Source organism: Poseidonibacter sp., assembly GCF_041821165.1.
Classification (GTDB): Bacteria; Campylobacterota; Campylobacteria; order Campylobacterales; family Arcobacteraceae; genus Poseidonibacter.
The window spans coordinates 1-15,443 of sequence record NZ_JBGUES010000041.1; the positions used below are offsets into that span (position 1 = coordinate 1).

Annotated in this window: 17 protein-coding genes; 8 read left to right on the plus strand and 9 right to left on the minus strand. The window is 26.1% G+C overall.

Going from position 1 to position 15,443, the window contains the following annotated elements; translation table 11 throughout:
• The first annotated feature begins 211 nt into the window (after nt 1-211).
• The 4 genes from ilvD to ACERKK_RS05185 all read left to right on the plus strand — a co-directional run bounded on the left by ilvD (nt 212) and on the right by ACERKK_RS05185 (nt 5,351).
• Nucleotides 212-1,900 (plus strand): dihydroxy-acid dehydratase, encoded by a 1,689-nt coding sequence (gene ilvD, locus ACERKK_RS05170; RefSeq protein ID WP_373772015.1) that lies wholly within the window; start codon nt 212-214, stop codon nt 1,898-1,900.
• A gap of 129 nt (nt 1,901-2,029) precedes the next feature.
• Nucleotides 2,030-3,448 (plus strand): Do family serine endopeptidase, encoded by a 1,419-nt coding sequence (locus ACERKK_RS05175; protein WP_373772016.1) that lies wholly within the window; start codon nt 2,030-2,032, stop codon nt 3,446-3,448.
• 11 nt (nt 3,449-3,459) lie between these two features.
• Entirely contained in the window at nt 3,460-4,137 is a 678-nt protein-coding gene (locus tag ACERKK_RS05180) for a response regulator transcription factor (RefSeq protein ID WP_373772030.1), read from the plus strand.
• The gene (locus ACERKK_RS05185; protein WP_373772017.1) at nt 4,134-5,351 is read left to right on the plus strand and encodes an ArsS family sensor histidine kinase; all 1,218 of its coding nucleotides are present in this window, start codon (nt 4,134-4,136) and stop codon (nt 5,349-5,351) included. The genes ACERKK_RS05180 and ACERKK_RS05185 overlap by 4 nt, the downstream gene beginning before the upstream one ends.
• Before the next feature lie 3 nt (nt 5,352-5,354).
• On the opposite strand, the gene ACERKK_RS05190 is transcribed toward ACERKK_RS05185, so the two are convergent.
• Nucleotides 5,355-5,774, minus strand: coding sequence for a hypothetical protein (locus ACERKK_RS05190; protein ID WP_373772031.1), 420 nt, complete (start codon nt 5,772-5,774; stop codon nt 5,355-5,357).
• A 147-nt stretch (nt 5,775-5,921) separates the two neighbouring features.
• Between ACERKK_RS05190 and ACERKK_RS05195 the strand changes: the two genes are divergently transcribed.
• From ACERKK_RS05195 to ACERKK_RS05210, 4 genes are all read left to right on the plus strand, one after another.
• Nucleotides 5,922-6,506 carry a hypothetical protein gene (locus tag ACERKK_RS05195; RefSeq protein ID WP_373772018.1) on the plus strand — a complete coding sequence of 195 codons (585 nt, stop codon included), beginning with the start codon at nt 5,922-5,924 and terminating at the stop codon, nt 6,504-6,506.
• A gap of 101 nt (nt 6,507-6,607) precedes the next feature.
• Nucleotides 6,608-7,207 (plus strand): hypothetical protein, encoded by a 600-nt coding sequence (locus ACERKK_RS05200; RefSeq protein ID WP_373772019.1) that lies wholly within the window; start codon nt 6,608-6,610, stop codon nt 7,205-7,207.
• 29 nt (nt 7,208-7,236) lie between these two features.
• A complete protein-coding gene (locus ACERKK_RS05205; protein ID WP_373772020.1) occupies nt 7,237-7,905 on the plus strand; it encodes a response regulator transcription factor in 669 nt (222 codons plus the stop codon).
• On the plus strand, nt 7,902-9,101 hold the full coding sequence (locus ACERKK_RS05210; RefSeq protein ID WP_373772021.1) for an ArsS family sensor histidine kinase: 1,200 nt from the start codon (nt 7,902-7,904) through the stop codon (nt 9,099-9,101). Before ACERKK_RS05205 ends, ACERKK_RS05210 begins: the two co-directional genes overlap by 4 nt.
• Here ACERKK_RS05210 and cbiB read toward each other — a convergent pair.
• From cbiB to ACERKK_RS05250, 8 genes are read right to left on the minus strand one after another with little or no spacing between them, the layout of a single operon-like run.
• Entirely contained in the window at nt 9,079-9,972 is an 894-nt protein-coding gene (gene cbiB, locus ACERKK_RS05215; RefSeq protein WP_373772022.1) for an adenosylcobinamide-phosphate synthase CbiB, read from the minus strand. The genes ACERKK_RS05210 and cbiB overlap by 23 nt on opposite strands.
• The gene (locus tag ACERKK_RS05220) at nt 9,962-11,353 is read right to left on the minus strand and encodes a cobyric acid synthase (RefSeq protein ID WP_373772023.1); all 1,392 of its coding nucleotides are present in this window, start codon (nt 11,351-11,353) and stop codon (nt 9,962-9,964) included. Before ACERKK_RS05220 ends, cbiB begins: the two co-directional genes overlap by 11 nt.
• Entirely contained in the window at nt 11,346-12,788 is a 1,443-nt protein-coding gene (locus tag ACERKK_RS05225; protein ID WP_373772024.1) for an McrB family protein, read from the minus strand. The genes ACERKK_RS05220 and ACERKK_RS05225 overlap by 8 nt, the downstream gene beginning before the upstream one ends.
• The gene (locus ACERKK_RS05230) at nt 12,785-13,909 is read right to left on the minus strand and encodes an McrC family protein (protein WP_373772025.1); all 1,125 of its coding nucleotides are present in this window, start codon (nt 13,907-13,909) and stop codon (nt 12,785-12,787) included. Before ACERKK_RS05230 ends, ACERKK_RS05225 begins: the two co-directional genes overlap by 4 nt.
• Nucleotide 13,910: 1 nt before the next feature.
• Nucleotides 13,911-14,198: a type II toxin-antitoxin system RelE/ParE family toxin gene (locus ACERKK_RS05235; RefSeq protein ID WP_373772026.1), complete on the minus strand. Its 288-nt coding sequence runs from the start codon at nt 14,196-14,198 to the stop codon at nt 13,911-13,913.
• Nucleotides 14,199-14,202: 4 nt separating this feature from the next.
• The gene (locus ACERKK_RS05240) at nt 14,203-14,427 is read right to left on the minus strand and encodes a ribbon-helix-helix domain-containing protein (protein ID WP_373772027.1); all 225 of its coding nucleotides are present in this window, start codon (nt 14,425-14,427) and stop codon (nt 14,203-14,205) included.
• A 56-nt stretch (nt 14,428-14,483) separates the two neighbouring features.
• Complete coding sequence (locus ACERKK_RS05245) at nt 14,484-14,936, minus strand: HD domain-containing protein (RefSeq protein ID WP_373772028.1); 453 nt, start codon at nt 14,934-14,936, stop codon at nt 14,484-14,486.
• A 20-nt stretch (nt 14,937-14,956) separates the two neighbouring features.
• Nucleotides 14,957-15,331 (minus strand): helix-turn-helix transcriptional regulator, encoded by a 375-nt coding sequence (locus ACERKK_RS05250; RefSeq protein WP_373772029.1) that lies wholly within the window; start codon nt 15,329-15,331, stop codon nt 14,957-14,959.
• Between the last annotated feature and the right edge of the window lie 112 nt (nt 15,332-15,443).

Here is a 15,443-nt window from a genome sequence, read left to right on the forward strand (position 1 = left end):
TACCTATTCCGCCACACTCGCACATATCCATCAATTTTAAGAATAAGTCTTCTTAAATTGGACGGGAATTATAATAGATTTTATTTTATTTGTCAATAGTTTTTTCAAGAAATATTAAAAATTTATAAAATTTACCTATTTTAATAAAAAATGAAAATCAATAAATGTATAATGACCTCATAAAATACGTATATATTTAAAGGATGAGAAATTGAGAAGTGATGAAGTAAAAAAAGGATTTGATAGAACACCGCATAGATCATTATTAAGAGCTACGGGATTAAAAGATGAAGATTTTGATAAACCATTTATTGGAGTTGCAAACTCTTTTATTGAGTTAATTCCAGGGCATTTCTTTTTAGATAAAGTATCTGCAATTATTAAAGATGAAATTAGAAAATGTGGTTGTGTACCATTTGAGTTTAATACTATTGGTGTTGATGATGGTATTGCTATGGGTCATGATGGTATGTTATTTTCATTACCTTCAAGAGAATTAATTGCAAACTCAATTGAAACTGTAATGAATGCACATAAATTAGATGCAATGATTGCAATTCCAAACTGTGATAAAATTGTTCCAGGTATGATTATGGGTGCATTAAGAGTTAATGTTCCAACTGTATTTGTATCAGGTGGACCAATGGAAAAAGGTTACAAAAAAGATGGTACTCCTATTGATTTAGCAACTGCTTTTGAAGCTGTTGGAAAACATGAAGCTGGAGAAATGTCTGATGAAGAGTTAAAAGATATCGAATGTAACGCTTGTCCAAGTGGTGGTTCATGTTCAGGAATGTTTACAGCAAACTCAATGAATACACTAATGGAAGCTATGGGAATTGCATTACCAGGAAATGGAACTATTTTAGCTTTAACTCCCCAAAGAGAAGTATTATACAGACAAGCAGCAAGAAGAATTTGTGAAATTGCACTTGATGAACAATCAAGAGAAAAATATAAATTAACAAATATCTTAAATGAAAATGCAGTTAGAAATGCGTTTGCAGTAGATATGGCAATGGGTGGTTCTTCAAACACTGTATTACATATGTTAGCAATTGCAAAAGAAGCTGGTGTTAATTTTGAATTAAAAGATATTAATAGTATTTCTAAAAGAGTATCTCATATTGCAAAAATTTCTCCATCATTATCAACTGTTCATATGGAAGATATTAACAAAGCTGGTGGTGTTAATGCTGTTATGAAAGAGATGACAAAAAGAGGTGATGATATCTTATTAGACAACCTTACAATTACTGGTGAAACTATTTTAGAGAAAATCGCTGATGCTTATATTAAAGATACAAATATTATTCACACTATTGATAATCCATATTCAAAAGTTGGTGGATTAGCAATACTTTATGGTAACTTGGCAGAAGAAGGTGCAGTTATTAAAACAGCTGGAATTACAGGTGCTAGAGTTTTAACTGGAAAAGCTGTATGTTTTGATGGTCAAGCTGAAGCAATTGCTGGAATTCTTGGTAAAAAAGTAACTCATGGTGATGTTGTTGTTATTAGATATGAAGGTCCAAAAGGTGGTCCTGGTATGCAAGAAATGTTAGCTCCTACATCTTTAATCATGGGTATGGGTATGGGTGATACTGTTGCTTTAATTACAGATGGTAGATTCTCAGGTGCTACAAGAGGTGCTTCAATTGGTCACGTTTCTCCTGAAGCTGCTGAGGGTGGATTAATTGGATTATTAGAAGATGGTGATGAAATTCATATCGACGTTGATAATTATATCCTTCAAGCAAATCTTTCTGATGAAGTAATTGCCCAAAGAAAAGCTAAATTTGTTCCACTAAAAAAACCACTTAAATCAAGATGGTTAGGACAATACAGATCGCTAGTAACAAATGCAAGTAATGGTGCTATCTTAAAATCTGACATGTAAAACCAAAATCAAATAAATGGCGAAAGTTCGATACCTTCGCCTTTATTAACCATGTATTAACTATTGATTGGAAAATAGTTTACATTTTTCCTTTACAATAGTTTTATCAAAAAATTCAAAGGATATAGTGTGAAGAAAAAACTTTTACTTGCATCAACTCTTATAGCTAGTCAGTTATTCGCTGATTCTATAAATTTCAATATGGTAGAAAAGAATCCAACAAGAATTTCACCAAATACTAATAATCAAATTTTATCTTTTAATAACAGCATAAAAGACTCTATGCATTCAATTGTAAATATTTCAGCAAAAAGACACGTAAGTGCATCAATGGACAATCTTCCTCTTCAAATGTTTAATGATCCATTTTTCAAAAGATTTTTTGGAGATCAATTTGGAAATCAATTTAAACAAAATAGAATTCAAAGATCACTTGGTTCTGGGGTAATTGTTTCAAAAAATGGATATATCGTAACTAATAGCCATGTTATTGAAAATGCAGAAGAAATTACTGTAACAATTGGAAATGACACAACTGAATATACAGGAAAACTAATTGGTAAAGATTCAGATAGTGATATTGCTGTAATAAAAATTGAAGCAGATGACTTAGAACCTATTAAATTTGGGGAATCTTCTTCTTTAAAAATTGGTGATGTAATATTTGCTATGGGAAATCCTTTTGGAATTGGAAGTAGTGTAACTCAAGGAATTATTTCAGCATTAAATAAAAATAAAGTTGGAATAAATAGATATGAAAACTATATTCAAACTGATGCTTCAATCAACCCTGGAAATTCAGGTGGTGCTTTAGTTGATTCAAGAGGTGCTTTAATTGGTATAAATACAGCTATTATTTCTAAAAGTGGTGGAAATAATGGTATTGGATTTGCTATTCCTGTTGCAATGGTTAAAGATGTTGTAACAAAATTAGTTGCTGATGGAAAAGTTGTTAGAGGTTATTTAGGTGTTGTTATTAGTGACTTAGATAATGAATTATCAAAAGTATATAATCACAAAAGTGGTGCTTTAGTTCTTGATGTTTCGCAAGATACACCTGCTTTTAAATATGGTCTTAAAAGAGGCGATTTAATTTATGCAATTAATGGTAAAAAAATTAAAGATAGAGCTGCATTACAAAATGTTGTAGCATCATTTAAACCAAATCAAAAAGTAAAACTTGAAGTTGAAAGAGATAAGAAGAATATTGAATTAAATATTGTTTTAGGAAATAGAAATACTTTAGCACAAATAGAATCAAATAATGGAAGAATTCTTGGTGGTTTAAGAGTTGCAAATATTGATCCTAATATGCAAAAACAATTTAGATTAGCTCATGATTCAAAAGGTATTTTAATTACTGATGTTGAACCAAAAAGTAAAGCAGAAAAAGTTGGTTTCCAAGCAGGAGATATTCTTTTACAAATAGAAGATGTTGAAATAAGAAACTATGCTACAATCGAATCTGCACTTAAAAAGTATAAAAACACTCATAAAAGAGTATACGTAAATAGATATGGTCAAACTATTCTATTAGTAATTAAATAAAAGGATTTCCCATCATACAAGTATTAATGATAGAAGATGATTTAGAGTTAGCTCAAATCATAACAGAATATTTAGCATCATTTGATATTGAAGTTACAAATACAGATAGCCCTTATAATGGGCTATCAATGTTAAATATTAATAAAGAGTTTAAACTACTTATTTTAGATTTAACACTTCCTGAGATTGATGGATTAGAGCTTATTCCAAAAATTAGAGAAAAATCTAATATACCAATTATTATAAGTTCAGCAAGAGATGATATTTTAGATAAAGTAATGGGCTTAGAGCGAGGTGCTGATGATTATCTTCCAAAACCTTATAATCCAAGAGAATTACAAGCAAGAATTAAAACAATTCTAAAAAGAGTTGAAACTCCTCTTGATATTAAAAAAGAAGAAGAAACTTCTGCTTTTAGAATTATAGAATCTGATATGCAAATATTTTTCAAAAATGAAGCTTTAGTTCTAACACTTGCTGAATACGATATTTTAAAGTTATTAATACAAAGAAATAGAGGTGTTGTTGCAAGAGAAGATTTTATATATACAAGTGATCATATTGAAGATGATTCATCACTTAAAAATATAGATGTAATTATTTCAAGAATTAGAACAAAATTATCAAAAATTGATTCAACAAAAACTTATATTAAATCAGTAAGAGGTATTGGATATCAGTTAATATGACAAAAAATATCTCTATTTCTGCTTTTATTAATATTATATTTTCTTTAGCATTTGTAGCTATTGTTATTACATTTTCTTTGTTTATTAGTTTTGATAAACAAAAACATGAGATTAATTTACAGAATAGATATGAGCTTATTGCTGAAAACTTTTTAAGCACTTTCCAAAATCGACCAACTGATGATATATTAATTAAACTATTTAAAAAATTCCAAGTAGAACCTGTACGAGAAAGAGAAGAGAAACTTGATATTATAAAAAAAGCTCAAGAACTTACAATTACTCAAAATTATTTAGGTACTTATAGAGTTTATAAAAACAATGAAGAGTACTATATTTACGTACAACAATATGGTTATAACCTTATGTTAAAAGATGTAAGAAATCATAACTATAGTATGGTTATTATTATATCTGCATTTATTTTATCACTTATTACTTTTCTATTTTTATATATCACTTTAAAAAGAAAACTATTGCCTTTAAAACTTTTAAATAAGCAAATTATAGAGTTTTCAAATGGAAATAAAGATATTAAAGTAAAAGCTGTAAGTAATGATGAAATAGGAACTATTGCAAAAAGTTTTAATGAAGCTTTATCGATTATAAGTAATCAAACTAAATCAAAAGAGCTGTTTATGCGAAATATGATGCATGAACTAAAAACGCCTATTACAAAAGCAATGTTTATAGCAGAAACACTTGATAATGAAAAAACAAGAGAAAAGTTACAAACAGCATTTAAAAGAATGGATAATATTATCAAAGAGTTAGCAACAGTTGAAAAACTAACTTCAAATAATAATATGATTTACAAAGAAGATACATCATTTTTTAATATTTATAATACAACTTTAGAATTAATGATGGTAAACCCTGAAAATATTGTTTCTAAGATTAAAAGCTTTAATTTTTGTGTTGATAAATATATGTTCTCAATTGCACTTAAAAACTTAATAGATAATGCAATAAAATTCTCTCCAAATAAAAAAGCTGTAATTATTGCAAATGAAAAAGAAATATCGATTAGTTCATTAGGAAATCAACTTAAACATAATTTAGAATACTACACAGAAGCATTTTGTCAAGAAGAAAAAAGAAGTGATGGATTTGGATTAGGACTTTATATAGTTAAAACAATTGTAACTTTACATGGTTATGAATTAATTTACAAATACGAAGATGATAAAAATCACTTTATAATCAAGATGTAAGGCTTATGACCTTACATCTTTCATTACTTCAAACCAATTTCTATTGAAATTCTTTTTTATATATTTAGCTCTGTGAGGTACTATACAGCCTGAACAGTTTTGGTGAATATAATCTTCTCCAACATATTGTGAACCATCTCTTGACTTGATATTACAAACAGAAAATAGTGTTTTTCCATCTTGTTTTTCAAACCCTTCCATTTTAAATCTAAAGTTTGGACAAGCACATAAATAACAGTTTAAATCTTCCATATCATGACATTTTTTATTGTCTTTATATAATGGACAAAAATCTGGTTCATTTTTTACCATATTTTCAAATTTAAAATATTCTATTACTTCATCTGTTGTTTTATCTTCTAATTTTTTCATTACATTTGCATGAAGTTTACCCTGTTGAATAAACCACTCTTCATAAGTCATCATTTTTCTCCTAATCTTGTTCAATAATTGTAAATATTTTTAAAACCATACTTTAACTAAAGTGTGATTAAAACATCTGACTTGAGTTTCATTTACTATTCATTTATCTCTTATTAGTATAATTATGAAAATTAATAAGGTAAAAATATGATTGAAACTCTTTTAACAGCACAACCAATGATTCCAACATATTCAGGTCCAAGTAGAAGTTCACCTTCTCTTTCAAATGAAGATCAAGAAACAATTTCTTCAATATTAGAAAACTATGACCCAAATAATTTATCACCAAATGATGCTTCAAATATTATACAAGGTTTTCAAGAAGCAGGAATTGCTCCATCAAGAGAATTTGGTACTCAATTAGAAGCTTTAGGATTTGATCCTCAAGAACTTATAAATCTAGTAGGTTCTAAACGTGATCATAATAATATGCCACCTCCTCCAAGTAAAGAAGAAGAGGAATCAGTTTCTGAGCTATTAGATATATTACTTAATCCAAAAGATAAAAAAGAAAAAACTTCATCTGCTGCTTTTGAAAATTTGTTAGATTATACAAGTAGAATTTTAAACTTAAAAGAATCATCAAAAACAGAAGTTATGGATATGTTAGATAAGTATTCAAGTGCTGATAATCCATATACAAAAGAGCAAACTAATAGCCTAATAAAGAATGCACTAGAACAAACTTTAAATGATTCAAGCAATTATAAAAGCGTATCTTTTTATGCTTAATTAATAAAAATTCTATTCCTATTTACTTTCATTTACTTTGAGTTTAAATTCTATTTAAAAGACAATAGTATAATTTTTCAAATAACCAAAAGGTAAAGAATATGATAGGAAGTATCTCAAGTTCATCATCTATGATGGCTATGCCAAGTGCTAGTTCTAATAGACAATCATCTCAATTATCAGACTCACAAAAAGAAACAATTTCTTCTGTATTATCTCAATATGATGCAGATTCATTATCAGCTAGTGATGCAAGTGATATTGTAGCTAGTTTTAAAGATGCAGGAATCACACCAACAAAAGAACTAGCCCAAGAGTTAGATGCTTTAGGATTTGATGCACAAGAGATTGGAGACTTAGCAGGTGCAAAACCTCAAGGAGGAATGCCTCCACCACCTCCTCCACCAAGTGATGAGGAAGAAAACTCTTTATCAGAATTACTCCAAAGTTTATTAGAAACAGAAGATGAAGAAAATGAAGATTTAGAAAATACTCAATCATTTGAAGAATTAATGGATTATACAAGTAAGATTTTGAGTTTAAATGATTCATCTAAAACTGAAATATTAAGTTTATTAGAAAAATATTCAAGTGAAGAGAATCCATATAATAAAGAGCAAACAAGTAATCTAATAAAAAATAGTTTAAAAGAGACATTAAATGATTCAAATAACTATAAACATGTATCTTTTTATGCCTAATTTTTAAATTTTTTATGGTAGATTATCTAATGACAAACATACTTATGATTGAAGATGACCCTGATTTTTCTATTTTTTTAGGTGAATATTTAGAACGATATAATATTAAAATCACTAATTTTGAAGACCCTTTTTTAGGACTTAGTGCAAATATTTCATCTTATGATTTACTTATTCTTGATCTTACACTTCCAGGAATGGATGGGTTAGAAGTTTGTAAAGAAGTTGCAGATAATTATGATATCCCTATTATAATATCAAGTGCTAGAAGTGATGTAACTGATAAAATAATGGGACTTCAAATTGGAGCTGATTATTATCTTCCAAAGCCTTATGACCCAAAAGAAATGTATGCAGTAATTCAAAGTCTACTAAGACGTAAAAAGAAATCTAATAAATTACAAGAGCAAAGAGATAGTATTTTTGATTTTGATAAAAGAACAAATAGTATTTATTTTAACAAAGAACAATTAGCACTAACACAAGCTGAATATGAAGTTCTTATATGCTTACTTGAAAATAAAAATGCGATTGTTTCAAGAGAACAAATTGTAAATAATTCTGAAAGTTTAAGTGATAGTTATAGTAAAAGCCTAGATGTTATTATAGGAAGACTTAGAACTAAGCTAAATGATAATTCAAAGAATCCTAAATATTTACACTCAATTAGAGGTTTAGGATATAAAATCTCACAATGAATTTAAACTCACTTATTACAAAAATCACACTTATATTTTTATTTACAATATCTTTATTTATTGCAGTTTCTATTTTTTATATTAAATATGAAAAAGAAAATTACTTCTTGCAAGTTAGTAATTATCATGAAAAAATATCCAACTATATTCATCAAAATAGACTTCCTCCATCTTCTTTAACTGCTTATGTTGAAGAGCTAAATTTTGAACAAGAGTTTGATGTTAGGAATATTTTAGATAATGGGAATGTTGTATTTTCTAAAAGAGGACTTGAAACTATTGAATTTGAAAATAGTTTTTATTTGCACATATTAACACCAAGATTTAGGATATTATTTAAAGATTTAGGTATTTATGAAACCAACAATTATGCTTATGTGTTTTTTTCCTTAGCCCTTATTTTATTGTTTATTATATATTTTTGGCTTATTAAAAGTATTAAACCCCTAGTAACATTAAAAGAAGAGATAAATAAATTTTCAAATGGAAATATGAATATAGATTGTAAAAGTGATAAAAAAGATGAAATTGCAGAAGTAGCAAATGAATTTGATAATGCAGTAAAACAAATCTCACTTTTATTAAATTCTAGACAACTATTTTTACGAACAATTATGCATGAATTAAAAACCCCTATTGCCAAAGGACGAATTGTTAGTGAACTAATTGATGATGATAAACAAAAAAATAGAATGATTACTATTTTTGAAAGATTAGAGTTTCAAATAAATGACTTTTCAAGAATAGAACAAATTGTCTCTAAAAATTATAATATCGTAAAATACCCTTGTAAAATAAACACTCTTATAGCTAATTCTATTAATATGCTAATGATTGAAAAAAGTGATGAAAAGATATTTATCAAAAATATCTCTACAAAAAATATAAATGTAGATAAAGATTTATTTTCAATGGCTGTAAAAAATTTAATTGATAATGCTTTAAAATACTCTTACAATAATAAGGTTCTAATAAAAGAAGAGAATGGCAAACTTTTATTTATTTCTGAAGGTAAAGCTTTAGAAAAAAGTATAGAAGAGTATTTTAAACCATTCCATAATGATACAAAATCAAAAAATCATGGAATGGGATTAGGTCTTTATATTGTTTTTGAGATACTTAAAATACATGATATGTATTTAGAATATGAATACAATGAAAATGAAAATATTTTTAAAATAGTAATGTCAAAATAACCAATAAAACAATAAGAAAAATATCTAAGTTTTTCTTTAGTGATATTGATTTTACAACATCACTATTTTCTATATTAATTCTTCCATCACCAAAATATGGTTTATTTTTTAACTTTCCAAAATACAAAGTTGGACCACCAAGTCTTACTCCTAAACATAAAGCCATTGAAGATATTGGCAATCCAGCATTTGGGCTTTCATGTTTTTTTCCATAAGCATTAAACTCACTAAGTGCCTTTTTACTTGCAAATAAGATAGCAATTAAAACAGCTGTAATTCTTGCAGGTATATAATTTACAATATCATCTAAAATTGCACTTACTTTTCCAAAGTTTTCATACTTTTCATTTCTATAGCCAACCATTGAGTCTAAAGTATTTATTGCCTTATAAACATAAGCTCCAACAATTCCAAAACATACTAAATAAAATAAAGGAGCAATAACTCCATCACTTAAGTTTTCAGCATAAGTTTCAACTGCTGCTTTGTTTACATCACTGTTTGACATAGAACTTGTATCTCTGCTAACAAGCATTGCTATTTTTTCTCTTTTTTCTTCTAAGCTACCTGATGTAATCACATCTTTTACACTATCAAATAACATCTTACTAGCAAGAGTAAAAGAAGCCAAAAAACCTTGAACTAAAACACTATCAATTAAACTAAGAAGTGAAGTAATTGTATATACAATAAATACAAGTGAAACAGTTAGTATTCCACCTTGAACTACAGAATCAGCATAAAACTTTTTTTGAAACCAAGAGATATAATTTCCCATTAAAATAATAGGATGTTTTATAAACTTTACACCATCAAACTCTCCAAAAACATTATCAATAAGATATGCAATTAAAGCAACACTATAAAACATTATCAACTATCCTTTGAACATCTAATCTACTTCTCATCGTATCTACAAAAGTATCTACTGAGTTTTTTTTGTACTCTTCAAAGTTGTAACCAATGTAGTTTTTATTTATTGATTTAAAATATTCATTTCTAAACTTATCATTATCAAAAATACCATGAACAAATGTACCTTTGAATTTGTCATCTTCGTAAGATAAAGGATATTTATCACAAACTCCATGATGAATTTCAAAGCCTTCAATTTTACAATCAAATAATTCATAAGTTTGCTTTTTTAGTATTTTTTCTTTTTCAAATATTATATTTGATGGTATTTTTGCAAAACCTTCTTCTATTAAAGCTTCGTTATTTTCAAGTGCATATTTATCATTTAGAGTTTCAAACATCATTTCATATCCACCACAAATGCAACAAATATCTTTTTTGAAGTTTTTAATTTGCTCAAATAATCCTGTATCTTTTAGCCATTTTAAATCTTTGATTACAAGTTTTGAACCAGGAAGAATTACTAAATCAAACTTATCTAATGAAATATTATAATCAACAAACTCAACAAATACCTCATCATCAGCAATCAAAGGTTCAATATCATTATAATTACTCATATACGGATATGAAATAACTGCAATATCAAGCTTTTTATTTCTTGGATGTTGTACAAAGTTTTTCAAAGATGCTGAATCTTCAAATCCTAAGTTAAATGGAATATATGGCAATACTCCTAAAACTGGTATTTTAAAATCCTCTTCAATAATTCTAACACCCTCATCAAAAAGTGTTAAATCACCTCTAAACTTATTCACTATTACACCAATGATATTATTACGAAGTTTTTCTGGTAGTAAATGATACACACCATAAATAGAGGCAAATACTCCACCTTTTTCAATATCAGCAACTAATATAATCTTTGTATCGTATTCGTTCGCTATAAAAATATTTGATAAGTCTTTATCCATTAGATTTAACTCAACAGGACTTCCTGCACCTTCATTTACAACTATGTCATACTTATCATCTAAATACTCATAACATCTTTTTACAGCAGGTTTTAATAAATCTAAATCTCTATAATATTCTCTTACATCTTTGTTTGTAACAACCTGCCCTTCTACTATAAGTGAAGCAGAACTTCCCCTACCTGATTTTAAAAGTACTGGGTTTAAATGATATGATGTTTCAACTCCTAATACTTCTGATTGAAAGTACTGAGCAATTGCTATTTCACTTCCATCATCACAAACATGAGAATTGTTTGATACATTTTGTGCTTTAAAAGGAGCTACACTATAACCTAAGTCTTGTAATATTTTTGCTATTACAAAAGTAATAGTCGATTTTCCAGCATCACTACTTGTGCCTAGGATTGATATGTTATTCATTTTCATCTTTTTCCAATAGTTTTAGTACTTTTTTATAATTATCATCATCTGCATAAAAGTATTCTTCTAATAATGGTTTTAGTTTATACTCTTTTATAAATTCTAAATCTTCATCATTATTAATTTTCATAAAATAACTATGCCCTAACTTATAATCATCACCTATTTTTTCTTCAATAAACTTATTTAGAGTATGCATTAATACTTTAGCATCAGAATTTATTACTAAATCTTCATTTGGTTTCATTTTTAAAAAAGTAAATCTTCTTCTAAGTGCTATATCAATAGTTGCAATTGACTTATCAGTACTATTCATTGTTGCTATAATAAATAGGTTTGATGGTATTTTAAATTTTTCTTTTGAATAAGGAAGAGTTACTTCATATTCATCTCTTTTATCTTCTTCTATTAGAGTGATAAGTTCTCCAAATATTTTAGAAATATTTCCTCTATTTATTTCATCTATTACTATGTAGAAGTTTTCTTCTTTTTCTTCAACTAACTTCTGATTATTCTCAATAATTTTTTGAATTATCTTTCCAAAAGGATAATATAATCCACCAAGCGAAATAGTATCTTTTTTTACATCTAAAGATTTAATATCAGAAGGTTTATTAACAATATTATTTATGATACCTTCAACAACTTTTTCTAAGTCATTCTTTTTCACATACTGTGAATCTTTAGCATTTTTAGACTGAACTCTTATTGTTTTCTCTTTAAATTCATGAATTTCAATTTCAATATTAGACACACTATAAATTTTATCTAACTCGTTTTCTATATACTTACTTCTAAATATTTCAAATGCTTCATCAAAAGATATATATTTATGTTTTACTTCTTTTATTTGGTTTCTGGCTTTATCACATATAAGTTTAAAAATACCATCTTCTAATTCTATATTTCCATCTTCATTTGGTCTAAAACCTTCTATAAAATCTTCATAAGAATAACTTTGATGAAAAGTGACAAACTGTATTCTTTTTTCATTGTTGATAATGTTAAACACATCATTAAATTCATCTGTCGTATTTTCATTTGTTTTAATTGATTTAAAAATATCTTGTTCACTATTTCCATTTTCTATCATTGATATAAGTTTTTTATAATTATGTGTTTTTCCTACTCCTGGTGCACCATATAACATTATATTTTTACTTTTGAACCTTCTATTATTATCAGTCATTAGTTTATTGTTATCTTTTTTTAATAAATTATTATTCTCTAATAAGATTGATAAATTCATACCTTTATTAATCTCTGCATAATATGATTCTTTTCCAGTAGCTTCTTTTGCAATATTTTTTAATTTTTTATTTTTTAATTCATCTTTATATTGAATTCCAAATAAATGTATTGTAGAAACTTGTTTTTTATCAGCAGCATTTAAATACATGTCTTTTAATTTTAAGATTAATTCATCTTCTCTCATATTAATATCTCCAATTTTATTTTCATAGTTCTAATATATTCATCATATGTACAATTCTCACAGTTTAAATCTATAGTTTTAATTTTGAGGTTTACTTTATTTTCATTCTCACCTAAAATTAAATCTTCATCGTGTTCATTCTCGTACTTTGGATATAAGAGCATAGTATTTTTTATATTGTAGCTATTTGCATAAACATACATTTGAAACTTATCATCTCTTTTTATCTTATGTTCATAATCCAATTTTTTATATTTAGTATCAATTATCAAGTCATTTACAATAATATCAGGCTTTAATATCAAGTTTCCAAAAGTATCACAAGATTGAAGTTTTGTATTTGGTTCTATTTCTTTTATCATTTTACCAATAAACTTTTCAAATAAGATATTCATATCAAACAAAAAAGCAAAGGATTTTTTATCTTTTGAAAATAAAGGAATATATTTATTTAAAAGTAAAAGTACAAATTCATAGCTGTCTTTAAATCTTTGATTTAATCTATTAAAATGAATATTCAATTTATTGACATCAAAGTTCTTATCTTCTACCTCATCAAAAATCAACTCACATTGTTTTAAAAGTTTTTTATCATGGACACTTTTCATTAATATCTTTATGGCATATAAGAAAAATTGATTTATACTATTATTCATAGAAAACTCATCGTATTCACAATATATTTTATTTTTTGAAAAGTTATACTTTAAATTTTCATTTATTAAATATTTACCTCTTAGAATAGTTAAATTATCTTGTTCCGTTATATACTCTTTATAAATACCTTTTTTCAATTCTTTTAATAAATTTCGTGCAAACATTTGAATAAAAACTTCTATAAAATTATGCTTTTGATTTTGGCATGAAGCTAATTGTTCATTTTCAAGTTTTATATCATATGAATACATTAACATGTACATAAAAATATCTAGATTACTTTCATCTTTATTTGAAATTTTAGGAAGAATAAAATAGTCTTTGCTTCCAATATTTATAATTCCACAATATTGTTTTGATTTAACTTTTCCCCAATCTTCATTAAAATATTTATGTAAAGGGTCATTATCTTTTATATATTGAGATATTTCATTTGGTACTTCTTGATATTCATATAAATACATGTTACTTCTTATAAGAGTTTTCTCTTGATTTTACACTAACAACAAGTATTATTAGTTTGTCATCTTCTTTTTTATAAATGACTCTGTAAGTTCTAAGTTTTAGCCTATATAATTCATCTTCTAAACCTTGGAGTTTTTTAATTCTTCCAATTTTTAGAAGCTCTTGTTCATAAGCCCAGGAGAAGTTTTTTACAAATTCTTTTATATTGTCATTTAAAAACTTTTGATGAGCCTTGTCTATTCTTTTTAAATCTTTTAATGCACCATTTAAATAACTTAATTGATACATTTTTTTATATTCCTAACTCTTTTTCTAACTCTTCTGGTGTTAGTCTATAACTATTAGGGTCTTCTATTCTTTTCTTAGCTAATTTTATATCTTGATAATCCATATACATTTCAAGTGCTTCTGAAACTATGGCTGTTTTTTTCTTTCCCATCTCTTTAGACATTGCATCTAAATCTTCTAATAAATCTAAAGGTAAAGTAAATGTCGTTGGTTTTACTGTTTTATACATGATAAACTCCTTTTATATTGTTTATTATATTGTTTATTATATTTATTGTCAAGAATTTATTTTTTAGATTTATCATCAAAAATCATAAATATTTCTAATTCTTTTAGAAAATCGTTATCAAGTTTGTCATAACTTCTTTTCATTCTATTATATTTTTTAATTAGATTCTTTTCTTTTGCTTTACTCATACCTCTAATAAGATAATGATATCTAACTAATTGTTTTGTATATGATGATACTTTCCAATTTTTGATAATTTGATATGAAAGTTCTTCATGATTATGAAATGAATATTCATTTGTGATTTTATCTTCTTTATCTTGATAAGCAATAATTGGTTTACCTATATCATGAAGTAATCCTGCTACTATCATATTGTATCTTTTTGCTTTTACTACATGATATACTAATTTAAGAGTATGTCCAAGAACTCCATATTTATGCCATTTATTTTGTTTAATAAATAATGTGATAAAAAATTCTTTTCTAAATATTCTTTTGAGTTTCATTTTATAGTTCTATTCTAATTTTATAAATTAGTAAAAGTTAGTAAAACTCTTGCAATCATTCTTGCATCATCATACTTATATACTAAATGTGAAAAGTCTTTATTTATTGATACATAGTATTTTTCACCATTTATGATTTTTGCTTTTTTTATCCACATTTTATTGTCTTTACTTACTAAAAATATTTTTTCATCTTCATACTCTTGTTGAGATAAATCAGCAACTACCAATGCTTTATCATTAATCACAGGTTGCATAGATTGTCCATCTACTTTAGTTATAAACAGTGAAGATAAATTATATGGTTCTTTTAACAGATATTCTGAAAACTCTATTTGTTTTTTTTCTACTTTATTATTTATTATTTCATGATATTCAAGGCTAATTATTGACATTCTTATTCTTTATTTTTTGACTTAATTATACTATATAGATATAAATTCTTCGTTTAGTCATAAATGTTTATACTTTGTATTCGAAACAATATTATTTTATTATTTATAATAT